12 protein-coding genes are annotated in these 14,365 nt (G+C 72.3%); 6 read left to right on the forward strand and 6 right to left on the reverse strand.

Annotated elements, in window-relative coordinates:
* Window positions 1–12 precede the first annotated feature (12 nt).
* The gene (locus tag OHB09_RS29925) at window positions 13–933 is read left to right on the forward strand and encodes a LysR family transcriptional regulator (protein WP_040894609.1); all 921 of its coding nucleotides are present in this window, start codon (window positions 13–15) and stop codon (window positions 931–933) included.
* 22 nt (window positions 934–955) lie between these two features.
* Here the strand turns inward: OHB09_RS29925 and OHB09_RS29930 are convergent, their stop codons facing one another.
* The 6 genes from OHB09_RS29930 to rhaI form a co-directional block, all read right to left on the reverse strand.
* Window positions 956–1,612: a LutC/YkgG family protein gene (locus OHB09_RS29930; RefSeq protein ID WP_328922836.1), complete on the reverse strand. Its 657-nt coding sequence runs from the start codon at window positions 1,610–1,612 to the stop codon at window positions 956–958.
* Window positions 1,609–3,108: a LutB/LldF family L-lactate oxidation iron-sulfur protein gene (locus tag OHB09_RS29935; protein ID WP_234527887.1), complete on the reverse strand. Its 1,500-nt coding sequence runs from the start codon at window positions 3,106–3,108 to the stop codon at window positions 1,609–1,611. The genes OHB09_RS29930 and OHB09_RS29935 overlap by 4 nt, the downstream gene beginning before the upstream one ends.
* Entirely contained in the window at window positions 3,105–3,860 is a 756-nt protein-coding gene (locus OHB09_RS29940) for a (Fe-S)-binding protein (protein ID WP_191853510.1), read from the reverse strand. The genes OHB09_RS29935 and OHB09_RS29940 overlap by 4 nt, the downstream gene beginning before the upstream one ends.
* 63 nt (window positions 3,861–3,923) lie before the next feature.
* Window positions 3,924–5,411, reverse strand: coding sequence for a rhamnulokinase (locus OHB09_RS29945; protein ID WP_191892213.1), 1,488 nt, complete (start codon window positions 5,409–5,411; stop codon window positions 3,924–3,926).
* 8 nt (window positions 5,412–5,419) lie between these two features.
* Window positions 5,420–7,459, reverse strand: coding sequence for a bifunctional aldolase/short-chain dehydrogenase (locus OHB09_RS29950; protein WP_328922837.1), 2,040 nt, complete (start codon window positions 7,457–7,459; stop codon window positions 5,420–5,422).
* Between the two features lie 180 nt (window positions 7,460–7,639).
* Complete coding sequence (gene rhaI / locus OHB09_RS29955; protein WP_006139321.1) at window positions 7,640–8,800, reverse strand: L-rhamnose isomerase; 1,161 nt, start codon at window positions 8,798–8,800, stop codon at window positions 7,640–7,642.
* A 293-nt stretch (window positions 8,801–9,093) separates the two neighbouring features.
* On the opposite strand from rhaI, the gene OHB09_RS29960 reads away from it, so the two are divergent.
* From OHB09_RS29960 to OHB09_RS29980, 5 genes are all read left to right on the forward strand, one after another.
* A complete protein-coding gene (locus OHB09_RS29960; RefSeq protein ID WP_191892210.1) occupies window positions 9,094–10,611 on the forward strand; it encodes a sugar ABC transporter ATP-binding protein in 1,518 nt (505 codons plus the stop codon).
* The gene (locus OHB09_RS29965; protein WP_006139319.1) at window positions 10,608–11,645 is read left to right on the forward strand and encodes an ABC transporter permease; all 1,038 of its coding nucleotides are present in this window, start codon (window positions 10,608–10,610) and stop codon (window positions 11,643–11,645) included. Before OHB09_RS29960 ends, OHB09_RS29965 begins: the two co-directional genes overlap by 4 nt.
* Window positions 11,638–12,678, forward strand: coding sequence for an ABC transporter permease (locus tag OHB09_RS29970; RefSeq protein ID WP_328922838.1), 1,041 nt, complete (start codon window positions 11,638–11,640; stop codon window positions 12,676–12,678). The genes OHB09_RS29965 and OHB09_RS29970 overlap by 8 nt, the downstream gene beginning before the upstream one ends.
* Window positions 12,679–12,725: 47 nt before the next feature.
* The gene (gene rhaS, locus OHB09_RS29975; RefSeq protein ID WP_093598048.1) at window positions 12,726–13,808 is read left to right on the forward strand and encodes a rhamnose ABC transporter substrate-binding protein; all 1,083 of its coding nucleotides are present in this window, start codon (window positions 12,726–12,728) and stop codon (window positions 13,806–13,808) included.
* 156 nt (window positions 13,809–13,964) lie between these two features.
* Window positions 13,965–14,285 (forward strand): L-rhamnose mutarotase, encoded by a 321-nt coding sequence (locus tag OHB09_RS29980; protein WP_328727847.1) that lies wholly within the window; start codon window positions 13,965–13,967, stop codon window positions 14,283–14,285.
* Window positions 14,286–14,365: the final 80 nt, after the last annotated feature.

The following is a 14,365-nucleotide window of genomic DNA, read 5'->3' on the forward strand; positions in this document are numbered from 1 at the left end:
TACGCTGTGGGCATGACCGAATCGGCCTCCGCGCCCGATCTCGACCTGCGGCTGGTCCGCTACTTCGTGGCGGTCGCCGAGCACCGGCACTTCGGCCGGGCCGCCACGCACCTCCACCTCACCCAGCCCTCGCTCAGCCGCCAGGTTCACCGGCTGGAGCAGCAGCTCGGAGCCCGGCTCCTGGACCGCACTCCGCAGGGCAACGTCCTCACCGCGGCCGGGGAGGTCTTCCTGCCGCGGGCCCGCTCCCTGCTGCGGTCCGCGGACCAGACCGTGGCCGCCACCCGGGCCGCCGCCGAACCCAGCAGGCTCCTCGTCGGCTACACCCGCGGCCTCATCGTCACCCCCGCCGTCCGCGCCCTGCGGCGCCGGCACCCGGACGCCGAGGTGCAGGCGGTGTTCGTGGAGTTCGGCGACTCGGCCGCGGCACTGCGGGAGCACCGCGTCGACGCGATGGTGACCCGGCTGCCCCTCCCCACCGAGGGGCTGCGGGTGACGGTGCTGCGGGAGGAGATCCGCATGCTGCTGATGCCGGCCGACCACCCGCTGGCCGGCAAGGAGTCCCTCGGCCTCGAGGACATCGCGAACGAGCCGCTGCTCCGTGTGCCCGACCCGGAATGGAACGCCTACTGGCGGATGGACCCCCGGCCCGACGGGAGCCCCGTGCCTGACGGGCCGCTGGCCGAGTCCTACGAGGACAAGTTCGAGCTCGTGGCGAGCGGGGAGGCGGTGGCCATCGTCCCCGCCGCCCGTGACGGAGGCGTGCCGCGCCCCGACCTGACCGTCGTGCCGCTGCGCGACGTCCCGCCCAGCCACGTCGTCCTCGCCACGCGCGCGGGGGACCGCAGCCGCCTGGTGGCCGCGTTCAGCAAGGCGGCGGAGGCGTACCTCACCGCACCGGACGACCACGCGCCCACCGGCCCCCTGTCCTGAGGCCGCGCCGACCGGCTCCGCCTCACGCGTCGCCCAGCAGGACCACTTCGAGGGTGCGCGGTCCGTGCACCCCCTCCACCCGGTTCAGTTCGATGTCGCTCGTCGCCGAGGGGCCGGAGATCCAGGTGAGCGGGCGGCGCGGGTCCAGCCGTGCCACGGCCTGCGGGACGGAGCCCACCACCTGCTCCGGCACCCGCACCACGCAGATGTGGTGGTCCGGGATCAGCGTGATCCGGCGGCGGCCCTGGTCCGGGCTCCCGTCGAGGACGAGCGTGCCCGTCTCGGCGACCGCCACCGCGCAGCCGGTGACCACGGAGTCCACCCGGTCGAGCTCCGCCGCGGTGCTCGCCGCCTCGTCCGCGACCCGGGTCACCTCCGCGCCGGTGTCGGCCAGCCACGCCCCGTCGAGCCCCGGCGGGACCAGCACCGACCGTGCGCCCCGGCCCGCGAGCAGCACGGCGATCAGCGCGGACAGCTCCGGCACGCCGGCGCACCGGTGCACGAGGGCCCGGTAGTCCGCCAGGTTCTCGGCGAGCAGCTCCACCGTCCGTGCGAGCGACCGCTCCCCGTGCTCGCGCAGATAGTCGCGGGGGAGGGCCGCCTCGTAGGGCGTCCCGTCCGGTGTCACGTCGGCCAGCGCGCGCCGCACCCGGCCCAGAATGACGTCCCTGTCGCTCATTTCGCCCCGTCCTCTCCGCCGTTCGTCCGCCGCCACCAGTCCCGGAAGGGTTCCGCCGGCACCGGCGGCAGGTCCCGGCTCTCGCTCCACGCCCGGCCGGGACCGGGCAGCGTACGGGGGTGCAGGCGGCGGGTGCGGGAGGCGAGCCGCTGGCCGGCGCGCAGGGCGCCGGGGCGGCCGAAGGCCCAGCGGGCGGCCCGCATCGCCGCGCGTTCGGCGGCGTGCCCCTTGGCCGGCCGCAGCACCACCTTGGCGCCCTCACGGGTCGCCGTGCCGCCCTGCGCGACCCGCTCGCGCAGATGCACCAGCACCTCGGGGATGTCGATGGCGACCGGGCACACCTCGTAGCAGGCCCCGCACAGCGAGGAGGCGTACGGCAGCGAGGCGTCGATCTCGCTTCCGGTGCCCCTGAGTTGCGGGCTCAGGATGGCGCCGATCGGGCCCGGGTAGACGGAGCCGTAGGCGTGCCCGCCGGCCCGCTCGTACACCGGGCACACGTTCAGGCAGGCGGAGCAGCGGATGCAGCGCAGCGCCTGCCGGCCGACCTCGTCGGCGAGGGTGTCGGTGCGCCCGTTGTCCAGCAGCACCAGGTGGAAGGTTCTCGGCCCGTCGGCGCGGTCGGAGTCCGACGTCCCGGTCCACATCGAGGTGTACGGGTTCATCCGTTCAGCCGTCGAGGAGCGCGGGAGCGTCTGCAGGAACACCTCCAGGTCCCGCCAGGTCGGCACGATCTTCTCGATGCCGACCACCGAGATCAGCGTCTCCGGCAGGGTCAGGCACATCCGCCCGTTGCCCTCGGACTCCACGACGACGAGCGTGCCGGTCTCGGCGACCACGAAGTTGGCGCCCGAGATGCCGACCTTGGCGCGCAGGAACTTCTCCCGCAGGTGCAGCCGGGCCGCCTCGGCGAGTTCGGCGGGGGAGTCGGTGAGCCCCTCGGGCGCGGGCCTGCCCCACTCGCTCATCTCCCGCGCGAAGATCTCCCGGATCTCACCCCGGTTGCGGTGGATGGCGGGCACGAGGATGTGCGAGGGCCGGTCCTTGCCCAACTGCACGATCAGCTCGGCGAGGTCGGTCTCGTAGGCGCGGATGCCCTCGGCCTCCAGCGCCTCGTTGAGCCCGATCTCCTGCGTGGCCATCGACTTGACCTTGACGACCTCCGACTCGCCGGTCTCCCGGACGAGTCCGGCGACGATCCGGTTGGCCTCCTCGGCGTCGGCCGCCCAGTGCACGGTGCCGCCCGCCGCCGTCACCGTCTCCTCCACCTGCACCAGGTAGCGGTCCAGATGGCGCAGCGTGTGGTCCTTGATCCGCTTCCCCGCCTCGCGCAGTTCGGCCCAGTCGGACACCTCGGCGACCGCGTGGGCGCGCTTGGCGCGGATGGTGTGGGTGGCGTGCCGCAGGTTGCCGCGCAGGGTGGTGTCGCGGACCGCGTCGTGTGCCGCCTCGGGGAACGCGGGCATCCCGAGGTACGTGCCGCCGCTCGTCCCGCTCATACCAGGGGCTCCTCTTCCGTGCTCGCCAGGATCTCCGCCAGGTGCACCGGCCGCATGTCCACCTTCAGCCGGCTCATCGTGCCGCCCAGGTGCATCAGGCAGGAGTTGTCCGCCGCGCACAGCGCGTCCGCGCCGGTGGCCTCCGCGTTGCGCACCTTGTCGACGCCCATTGCGGTGGACACGTCGGCGTTCTTCACCGCGAACGTGCCGCCGAAGCCGCAGCACTCCTCGGCGCCCGGCAGTTCGACCAGCTCCAGCCCCTTCACCGCCCGCAGCAGCCGCAGCGGCCGGTCCCCGAGGCCCAGGGCGCGCAGCCCGTGGCAGGTGGGGTGGTAGGTCACCGTGTGCGGGTAGAAGGCGCCGACGTCGCTCACGCCCAGGACGTCGACCAGGAACTCGCTCAGCTCGTACGTCCTCGGCACGACCGGCGCGAGTGTGCGGGCCAGGGTGTCGCCCCGGCCCTCCGCCCGCGCGCGCTCGCCCATCCGCGGGTACAGCTCCCGCACCATCGCCCCGCAGGACCCGGAGGGCGTCACGATCGCGTCGTAGTCCGCGAAGACCTCGGCGTACCGCCGGGCCAGCGGTTCGGCCTCGTGCCGGTAGCCGGTGTTGTAGTGCGCCTGCCCGCAGCAGGTCTGGCCGGCGGGGAAGTCCACCTCGACGCCGAGCCGTCTCAGCAGCTTCACCACGGCACGGCCGGTGTCGGGATAGAGCGTGTCGTTGACGCAGGTCAGGAAGAGGGCGACACGCATGGTGGCTCCTTGCTGTCGATCATCTGAGAGGTACGGCGTACGACGCGACGGCGGTAGGGGACCTTACCCCGTGCCACCCGCCGCATCCCGTCGTCGTACGGGGGCGGACCCTGCCGCCCGCGCGGCGAGCCGGGCCCCGGCCGCCCGCCAGGCGGCGGTGCCGCCGCGCGGCTCGTAGCGCGTGAGCGGCTGGGTGCGGGCCAGCAGCCGGCGCATCCCGGCCCGGTCGCCGACCAGCCCGTGGGCGCGCGCCTGCACCAGGACGTTGCCGAGTGCCGCCGCCTCGGCGGGCCCCGCCACCACCGGCAGCCCGCAGGCGTCGGCCGTGAGCTGGCACAGCAGGGTGTTGCGGGCGCCGCCGCCGACGATGTGCACCACGTCGACCGGACGGTCCGCGAGCGACCGCGCCTCGGCGATCGCCCCGCGGTGGGCCAGCGCGAGCGAGTCGAGGATGACCCGGGTGGTCTCTGCGGGGGAGTCCGGCACCGGCTGCCCGGTGGCCCGGCACGCCTCCGCGATCCGCTCGGGCATGCGCCCCGGCGCGAGGAACGCGGCGTCCCCGGCGTCCACCACCGACCGCAGCGCGGGCACCTCGGCCGCCGCCCGCAGCAGCGCGGCCAGGTCCGGCTCGCCCCAGTCCCGCAGGCACTCCTGGAGCAGCCACAGGCCCATGATGTTGCGCAGGTACCGGACGGTGCCGTCCAGGCCCAGCTCGTTGGTGAAGTTGGCCTTCCGGCTCGTCTCCGTCAGCACCGGCGCGTCCAGCTCCAGGCCCGCCAGCGACCAGGTCCCGGTGCAGATGTACGCGAACCGCTCGCCCTCGGCCGGGACCGCGGCCACCGCCGAGGCGGTGTCGTGCGAGCCCACCGTCGTCACCGGCACCGGGCCGGTCAGCCCGGTCTCCTCCAGCACCCCGGGCCGCAGTAGTCCCGCCGGATCGCCCGGCCGCCGCAGCGGCGCGAACAGGTCCAGGTCGATGCCGAGGCGGGCGGCGAGGCCGTGCGCCCAGTCCCGGGTACGGGGGTCGAGGAGCTGGGTGGTGGAGGCGTTGGTCAGCTCGGTGCCCTGCTCGCCGGTGAGCCAGTACGCCAGCAGGTCCGGTATCAGCAACAGCCGCTCGGCACGCGCCAGTTGGGCGGTGCCGCGGGCGGCCACGAGTTGGTACAGGGTGTTGAAGGGCGCGTACTGCAGGCCGGTCGCCGCGTACAGCTCGGCGGCCGGCACCGTCTCCCACACCTTCTCCGCGACCCCCTCGGTGCGGGCGTCGCGGTAGTGCACCGGGTTGCCGAGCAGTGCCCCGTCCGCGTCGAGCAGCCCGTAGTCCACGGCCCAGCTGTCGATGCCGACGGAGTCCACCGGGCCGGCCGCCCGCAGCCCCGCGAGGACACCCCCGTACAGCCCCAGCACGTCCCAGCGCAGCCCCTCGGGCAGGCGCACCGGACGGTTGGGGAAGCGGTGCGCCTCGGACAGCTCCAGGGTGCCGGGGCCGACGCGGCCGACCATGACGCGCCCGCTGGAGGCGCCCAGGTCGACCGCGGCGTAGGACTTCACGGGCTCGCTCACCGCAGGAACGCGGCGGCGACGCCGGCGTCGACCGGGACGTGCAGCCCGGTGGTGTGCGTCAGGTCCCCGCCGGTCAGCGCGAACACCGCGTTCGCGACGTGCTCCGGCAGCACCTCGCGCTTGAGCAGGGTCCGCTGGGCGTAGAACTCGCCGAGCTTCTCCTCCTCGATGCCGTACGTCGCCGCCCGCTGGGCCCCCCAGCCGCCCGCGAAGATGCCCGAACCGCGCACCACGCCGTCCGGGTTGACGCCGTTGACGCGGATGCCGTGCCCGCCCAGCTCGGCCGCGAGCAGCCGCACCTGGTGGGCCTGGTCGGCCTTGGTCGCCGAGTAGGCGACGTTGTTCGGGCCGGCGAACACCGCGTTCTTCGAGGCGATGTAGACGAGGTCGCCGCCCAGCCCCTGCGCGATCATCACCCGGGCCGCCTCGCGGGAGACGAGGAAGGAACCGCGGGCCATGACGTCGTGCTGAAGATCCCAGTCCTTCGCGGTGGTCTCCAGGAGCGGCTTGGAGATGGAGATGCCGGCGTTGTTGACGACCAGGTCGACCCCGCCGAAGGCGAGCACGGCGGCCCTGAACGCCTCCGCGATCTGCTCTTCGTCCGTCACGTCCACGGTGACCGCCACGGCCCGGTCCGCTCCGCCCAGCTCCTCGGCGACGGCGGCGGCGTTCTCCGCGTTCAGGTCGGCGACGACGACGCAGGCGCCCTCGGCCACCAGCCGGTGCGCGATCGCCTTCCCGATGCCGCTGCCCGCGCCGGTCACCAGCGCCACCCGGGTCGCCAGCGGTTTCGGCCTCGGCATCCGCCGCAGCTTGGCCTCCTCCAGCGCCCAGTACTCGATGCGGAACTTCTCCGACTCCTCGATCGGCGCGTACGTCGAGACGGCCTCCGCCCCCCGCATCACGTTGATCGCGTTGACGTAGAACTCGCCGGCCACCCGCGCCGTCTGCTTGTCCTTGCCGAAGGAGAACATGCCCACGCCCGGCACCAGCACGATCGCCGGGTCGGCGCCGCGCATCGCGGGGGAGTCGGGTCCGGCGTGCCGCCGGTAGTAGGCGGCGTACTCCTCGCGGTACTCCGCGTGCAGCTCCTTCAGCCGGGCGACGGCCTCCTCCAGCGGTGCGGTGGGAGCCACGTCGAGGACGAGCGGGCGGACCTTGGTGCGCAGGAAGTGGTCGGGGCAGGAGGTGCCGAGTGCCGCGAGCCGGGGGTGCTCGGCCCGGGACAGGAAGTCCAGGACGACGTCCGCGTCCTCGAAGTGCCCCACCTGCGGCTTGTCCCTGGAGGCGAGCGCCCGCACGTGGGGCGCCAGCGCCGCCGCCCGCTCCCGCCGCTCGGCCCCGGGCAGCGGCGCGTAGCCGTCGAGCACCGGGCCGAAGGGTTCGGGCCTGCCCTTCTCGGCCAGGAAGGCCTCGGCGGTGCGGATGATGTGCAGCGAATTGCGCGCGCACTCCTCGGAGGTGTCGCCCCACGCGGTGATGCCGTGCCCGCCGAGGACGCAGCCGACGGCTTCCGGGTGGGCCGCCTTGACGGCCGCGATGTCCAGTCCGAGCTGGAAGCCGGGGCGCCGCCAGGGCACCCACACCACGCTGTCGCCGAAACACTCGGCGGTCAGCTTCTCCCCGTCGGCCGCGCAGGCCAGCGCGATGCCGGAGTCGGGGTGCAGGTGGTCCACGTGGGCGGCGTCCACCAGGCCGTGCATGGCGGTGTCGATGGAGGGCGCGGCGCCGCCCCTGCCGTGCAGGCAGTAGTCGAAGGCGGCGACCATCTCGTCCTCGCGCTCGACGCCCGGGTAGACGTCCCTGAGCGCCCGCAGCCGGTCGAAGCGCAGCACTGCGAGGCCGTCCCCGGTCAGGGTGCCGAGGTCGCCGCCGGACCCCTTGACCCACATCAGGTCCACGTCACCGCCGGTGACGGGGTCGGTCGCGGTGCCCTTGGCGGAGGTGTTGCCGCCGGCGTAGTTGGTGTTGCGGGGGTCGGCGCCGAGCCGGTGCGAGCGGGCGAGCAGGTCCTCGGCGGCGGGATGCAGTGCCATGTGCGTCTTCCGTCCTTGTGTGACGTGGGCGGCAGGGGGAGGGGAGCGGCCCGGGGGGGCGCGGGGTTGTCGTCTCTCACGGCTCCGTAGCGGAGCGCGTCCGGCCCCGGACCGGCCCGCGGCCGGCCGAGCCGGACGAGCCGGACGAGCCGGACGGAGCCGGTCGATGACCTTCGGTGCCTACGCGCCCCACCCCGCCTGCTCGCCGCCCACCCGCTCGGCGACGATCCGCTCCTGCCACCCGTCGGCGCGGTACGCCGCCATCGGGTCCGGGGCCAGCCCCGACTCCTCGCGCAGTTCACGGAGCAACGGGCGCACATCGGTGTTGTACGCGTCCATCAGCACCGCGTTGGCCTCCAGCACGTCCCCGGCGCGCTGCGCCGCCGCGAGCGCCTCGCCGTCCACGAGCAGCGCCTTCGCCGTGGCCTCCTGGACGTTCATCACCGAGCGGATGATCGCCGGGATCTTCGCCTCGATGTTGTGGCACTGGTCGAGCATGAAGGCGGTCTCGGAGGTGTAGCCGCCGCCCCGGATCACCTCGTACATGATCCGGAAGAGCTGGAAGGGGTCGGCCGCGCCCACCATCAGGTCGTCGTCGGCGTAGAAGCGGGAGTTGAAGTCGAAGCCGCCGAGCTTCTCCTCGCGCAGCAGGGTGGCCACGATGAACTCGATGTTGGTGCCGGGCGCGTGATGGCCGGTGTCGACGACGACCTGCGCCTTCTCGCCCAGCTTGAGGCAGTGCGCGTAGGCGGTGCCCCAGTCCGGGACGTCCGTGGCGTAGAAGGCCGGCTCGAAGAACTTGTACTCCAGCAGCATCCGCTGCCCCTCGCCGAGGCGTTCGTAGACCTCGGCGAGGCCCTCGGCCAGGCGGTCCTGACGGGAGCGGAGGTCGTCCTGACCGGGGTAGTTGGTGCCGTCGGCGAACCAGAGCTTCAGGTCGCGGGAGCCGGTGGCGTCCATGATGTCGACGCATTCGAGCAGGTGGTCGACCGCCTTGCGGCGCACACCGGCCTCGGGATGGCAGATGCTGCCCAGCCGGTAGTCGTCGTCCTGGAAGGTGTTCGAATTGATCGCGCCGATCCTCACTCCGCGTTCCTCGGCGTGCGCGGCCAGCGCGGCGTAGTCGTCGACCCTGTCCCAGGGGATGTGCAGGGCGACCGTCGGGGCCGCGCCCGTGAACTCGTGGACCTTGGCCGCGTCGTCCAGTTTCTCGCGGGGGTCACGGGGCACGCCCTGCTGGGCGAAGACCTTGAACCGGGTTCCCGAGTTGCCGTACGCCCACGACGGCGTCTCGATGGCCTGGGTCTTGAGGGCGGCCTTCACCGCGGCGAGCTCGGTCACTTCGTGACTCCCGTGACGTCGGAACGATCCTCACGGCCGGGCACTGGCGCGTCCGTGCCGCGAAGCAGCAGGTTGTGAAACGATTCAGGAGGGAAGCTAAGGCGACCCGACAGGGGTGTCAACCCTTCGGGGAAGGACCGTTACGCGTGACGGTCTTGTGACCTACGGCGGACGAGAATTGTGTCCGGAACCCATTGACGCCGACTGTGCGGAACTTCTAACGTCCCGGCCATCCAGTTGAAACCTTTCACGACGTGGTGAGGGCCTCCTCCGTACGTCGTCGAGGAGCCCTCATGACCCAGCCGGCCGACAAGGGCCCGGTCCCCGTGCTCGCACTGAGGGGCGTGTCGAAGTCCTTCGGGGCCGTGCGTGCCCTGAGGGACGTGTCCCTGGAGCTGTTCCCAGGCGAGGTGCACGCCCTCGCCGGAGAGAACGGCGCGGGCAAGTCGACCCTCATCAAGGCACTCGCGGGAGTGCACCGGCCCGACTCCGGGCAGCTCCTGCTCGACGGCGCCCCGGCCGTCTTCCACGGGCCCGGCGACGCGCGGGACGCCGGCATCGCGGTGATCTACCAGGAGCCGACCCTCTTCCCCGACCTGTCGATCGCCGAGAACATCTTCATGGGCCGGCAGCCGCGGCGCGCCCTCGGCCGCATCGACCACCGGGCCACCCGCGCGGCCACGGCGGCCCTCATGGCGCGGCTCGGCGTCGACCTCGACCCCGAGCGCCCGGCGAGCGGACTGTCCATCGCCGACCAGCAGATCGTGGAGATCGCCAAGGCGCTCTCCTTCGACGCCCGCGTCCTGATCATGGACGAACCGACCGCCGCCCTCACCGGCAGCGAGGTCGCCCGCCTCTTCGGCGTGGTGCGCACCCTGCGCGAGCAGGGCGCCGCGGTGCTGTTCATCTCGCACCGCCTCGAGGAGATCTTCGAGATCTGCGAGCGGGTCACGACACTGCGCGACGGCGCCCGGATCGCGAGCGAACCGCTGGCCGGAATGACCGAGGACGACCTGGTCCGCCGCATGGTCGGCCGCGAACTCGACGAGCTCTACCCCAAACAGGACGTCAAGGCCGGCCAGGTCGCCCTGAGCGTCCGCCGGCTGACCCGCGAGGGCGTCTTCACCGACGTCTCCTTCGAGGTGCGGCGCGGCGAGATCGTCGGCCTGGCCGGACTCGTCGGCGCCGGGCGCACCGAGGTGGCCCGCGCGGTCTTCGGCATCGATCGCTGGGACGCCGGGGAGGTCGAACTCGACGGGCGCGGGCTCACCAACGGCGCACCCTCCACCGCGATGGCCGCCGGGCTCGCCCTGGTCCCCGAGGACCGCCGCGCCCAGGGCCTGGTGATGGACATGTCCATCGAGCGCAACATCGGACTCACCGGGCTGCGCACCACGGTGCGGGCCGGGCTGATGGACCGCGGCGCCGAACGCAGCCGCTCCCTGGACTGGGCCGTCAAACTCCAGGTCAAGTACGCCCGCATCGCCGACACCGTCAACACCTTGTCCGGCGGCAACCAGCAGAAGGTCGTCCTCGCCAAGTGGCTGGCCACCGGCCCCAAGGTGCTCATCGTCGACGAGCCCACCCGCGGCATCGACGTCGGCACCAAGGCCGAGGTGCACCGCCTGCTCGGCGAGCTGGCCGCCGACGGCGTCGCCATTTTGATGATCTCCTCCGACCTGCCCGAGATCCTCGGCATGGCCGACCGGGTCCTCGTCATGCACGAGGGCCGGCTCACCGCCGAGATCCCCCGCTCCGAAGCCACCGAGGAATCCGTGATGGCCGCTGCCACCGGGAGGGCCGCCGCATGACGGTGACCACTCCGCACCCCGCCGCCACCGAGGTGCCCAAGTCCAGCGGCACCCGGCTCGTCGACCGCGTCTTCAGGATGCGCGAACTCGCCATCCTCCTCGTCTTCCTGGTGATGATCGCCCTCACCCAGGCGGGCAACAGCGAGTTCCTGTCCGAACAGGGCATCAAGGACCTGCTGCTGAACGCGACCATCCTGGTGCTGGTCGCCACCGGCCAGTCCCTCGTCGTCCTCACCCGCAACGTCGACCTGTCGGTGGGCTCCACCCTCGGCATCAGCGCCTTCGCCGCGGGCCTCTACCTCCACGGCGGCGGCAACCCCGCCGTGGCGATCCTGCTCGCCGTGCTGCTCGGCATCGGCTTCGGCCTCCTCAACGGGCTGCTCGTCAGCCTCGGCCAGGTGCCCGCGCTCGTCGTCACCCTCGGCACGCTCTACATCATCCGCGGCATCGACTCCATCTGGGTCGGCTCCCGGCAGATCACCGCGGCCGACCTGCCCGGCGGCTTCGTCGACTTCGGCTCCGGCGGCCTCTCCGCCGTGCCGTGGCTCGCGATGATCGCGGCGGTGGTGCTCGTCGGCACCGCCTACTACCTCAAACACTTCGGCAGCGGCCGGGAGCTGTACGCGCTCGGCTCCAACCCGGAGGCCGCCCGCCTCGCCGGCATCCCCGTGCGCAAGCGCATCCTGCTGGCCTACACCTTCTGCGGCGCCCTCGCGGGCCTGGCCGGCGCGCTCTACCTCGCCCGCTTCGGCAACGTCGACTCCGGCACCGGCAACGGCTACGAACTCACCGTCGTCAGCGCCGTCGTCGTCGGCGGCGTCGTCTTCACCGGCGGCTCCGGCAGCGTGTACGGGGCCGCCCTCGGGGCCCTGCTGCTGACCTCCATCAACAGCGTGCTGCCCGCCCTCGGCGTCAGCTCCGTCTGGGTGCTCGCCATCAACGGTGTGCTGCTCATCCTGGCCATCGCGGTCGACCGGATCGTCGCCCTGCGGGTGGCCGACGCACTGAAGAAGAGGAACGCCCGCCATGCCTGACTCCCTGACGCGCCTCGTCCGCCGGCCCGGCCTGGGAAGGTGGGACTCGGCGGTGGGTGCCCTGCTCCTCGTCCTGCTGCTGCTCTCCTTCGCCTTCGTCGACGGCTTCGGCAACGCGCTGAACCTGTCCTTCCTCATCGGCAACACCCTGCCCATCGCGCTGATCGCGCTGCCGATGACCCTGCTCGTGGTCTCCGGCGAGATCGACCTGTCCGTCGCCTCCACCGCGGGCCTGTCCGGCTCCGTCATGGGCGCCCTGTGGAACCAGGGCATGAGCATCGAGACGATCATTCCGCTGTGCCTGCTGCTCGGCGCGGTGTGCGGACTGGTCAACGGGCTCCTGGTCACCCGGCTCGGACTGCCCTCCCTCGCCGTCACCATCGGCACCCTCGCCGCCTACCGGGGCATCGCGCAGATCGTGCTCGGCTCCGACGCGGTCACCGACTTCCCCACCCGGTACCTGGACTTCGCCGCCGGCCGCCTCGGCGACACCTTCCTGCCGCAGGCCTTCCTCCCGTTCCTGGTGCTGCTCGCGATCGCCGTGGTCGTCCTGCACGCCACCCCGTTCGGACGCTCGCTCTTCGCGATCGGCGCCAGCGAGGAGGCCGCCCGGTTCGCCGGCATCCGGGTCAAGCGGCACAAGCTGATCCTCTTCGTCGCCACCGGCTTCATGGCCTCCCTCACCGGAATCTTCTGGGCCCTGCACTACGCCAGCGCCCGTTACGACAACGCCACCGGCCTCGAACTCTCCGTCGTCGCCGCGGTCCTGCTCGGCGGGATCGACTTCGACGGCGGCAAGGGCACCCTCGGCGGCGCGATCGCCGGTGTCTTCCTGCTCGGCGCGCTGCAGAACGCGATGAGCCTGCTCAACGTCTCCGCCCAGTCGCAGATCGTCGTCACCGGCGTCCTGCTGGTCGTCTCCGTGCTCGGCCCCCGGGTGGCACGGCAGATCTCCGTCGCGCGGGCGGGCCGCAGGGCCGCGCCACCGGCGAACCCCACGAGCCGCGAACCGACGGCCGCCCCGACTCCGTAAGCCCCCGCCCCGTCCCTCGTTGGTACACCCGTAAAGGAATCGACGTCATGCGCTCGCCGAACATCCGCCGTACCTGTGCCGCCCTCGCCGCCGCCACCTCCCTCGCGCTCGCCCTGACCGCGTGCGGGGGCACCACCAAGAACGACGTCAAGGACGAGGGCGGCACGAACAAGTCGGCCGGCAAGGCCGACCCGAACGCCGCGACGAAGAAGGGCCTGACGGTCGCCTTCCTGCCCAAGCAGGTCAACAACCCCTACTTCACCAGCGCCGACAAGGGCGGCGAGAAGGCGCTGAAGGAACTCGGCTCCAGCTACAAGGAGGTCGGCCCGAACAGCGCCACCGACACCTCCGGCCAGGTCTCCTACGTCAACACGTTGACCCAGCAGCAGGTCGACGCGATGGCCGTCTCGGCGCAGGACCCGGGCGCGCTGTGCACCGCGCTCAAGCAGGCGATGAACAACAAGATCAAGGTCGTCACCTACGACTCCGACACCAAGACCGACTGCCGCAACGCCTTCATCTCCCAGGCCTCCGCCGAGGACCTCGGCCGCACCGAGGTGCAGCTCCTCGCCGAGCAGATCGGCTACAAGGGCGAGATCGCGATCCTGTCCGCCGCGCAGACCGCGACGAACCAGAACACCTGGATCGACTTCATGAAGGACGAGCTGAAGAAGGACAAGTACAAGGACATCAAGCTCGTCAAGACGGCCTACGGCAACGACGACGCCCAGCAGTCCTTCCAGCAGACCCAGGGCCTGCTCCAGGAGCACCCCGGGCTGAAGGGGATCATCTCGCCCACCACCGTCGGCATCAAGGCGGCCGCCCAGTACCTGTCCGGCTCCAAGTACAAGGGCAAGGTCAAGCTGACCGGCCTCGGGACCCCGAACGACATGCGCAAGTACGTCAAGAACGGCACCGTCGAGGCGTTCGAGCTGTGGGACCCGGCGAAGCTCGGCGAGCTCGCCGCCCGCACAGCCGTCGCGCTGTCCTCCGGACAGATCTCCGGCAAGGAGGGCGAGACCTTCAAGGCCGGTGACCTCGGCGAGTACACGATCGGCAAGGACGGCGTGATCGCGCTCGGCAAGCCCACCGTGTTCGACAAGAAGAACATCGACCGGTTCAACTTCTGAGCGACGGCCGAACGGTGCCTTATGGTGCCTTATTCTTCACTGATCGTTCGATCTCGCCGGGGGTCCCGGCGAGCGCGGGCCGGTCGCGGTACCGGTGGCCCTCGGGTCACCGGCCCCCCGGGCGGCCCGCTCCACCCCCTCAGGGAGCGGTAGTCCATGCAGCGCGTCTGTTTCCTCCTCAAGGTCCGCGAGGACCGCGTCGCCGAGTACCGCGAGCGGCACGCCTCCGTGTGGCCGGAGATGCGCGAGGCACTGTCGTCCACGGGCTGGCACAACTACTCGCTCTTCCTGCGTGAGGACGGCCTGCTCGTCGGCTACCTGGAGACCGAGGACTTCGAGGCGGCCAGGGCCGGCATGGAGACCACCGAGGTCAACGGCCGCTGGCAGGCCGAGATGGGCCCGCTCTTCGAGACGCTCGACGGAAGCCGCCCCGACGAGGCGATGAAACCGCTCACCGAGGTGTTCCACCTCGCCTGAGCCCCGCGGCCGGCCGTCCCGCGCGGACCGCCCGGCCGCCCGCTCCTCCCGCCCGCCCCGTCCGACCATCTCACCCGAGC

It is taken from the genome of Streptomyces griseoaurantiacus (assembly GCF_036189845.1).
In the GTDB taxonomy this organism is placed as follows: Bacteria; Actinomycetota; Actinomycetes; order Streptomycetales; family Streptomycetaceae; genus Streptomyces; species Streptomyces griseoaurantiacus.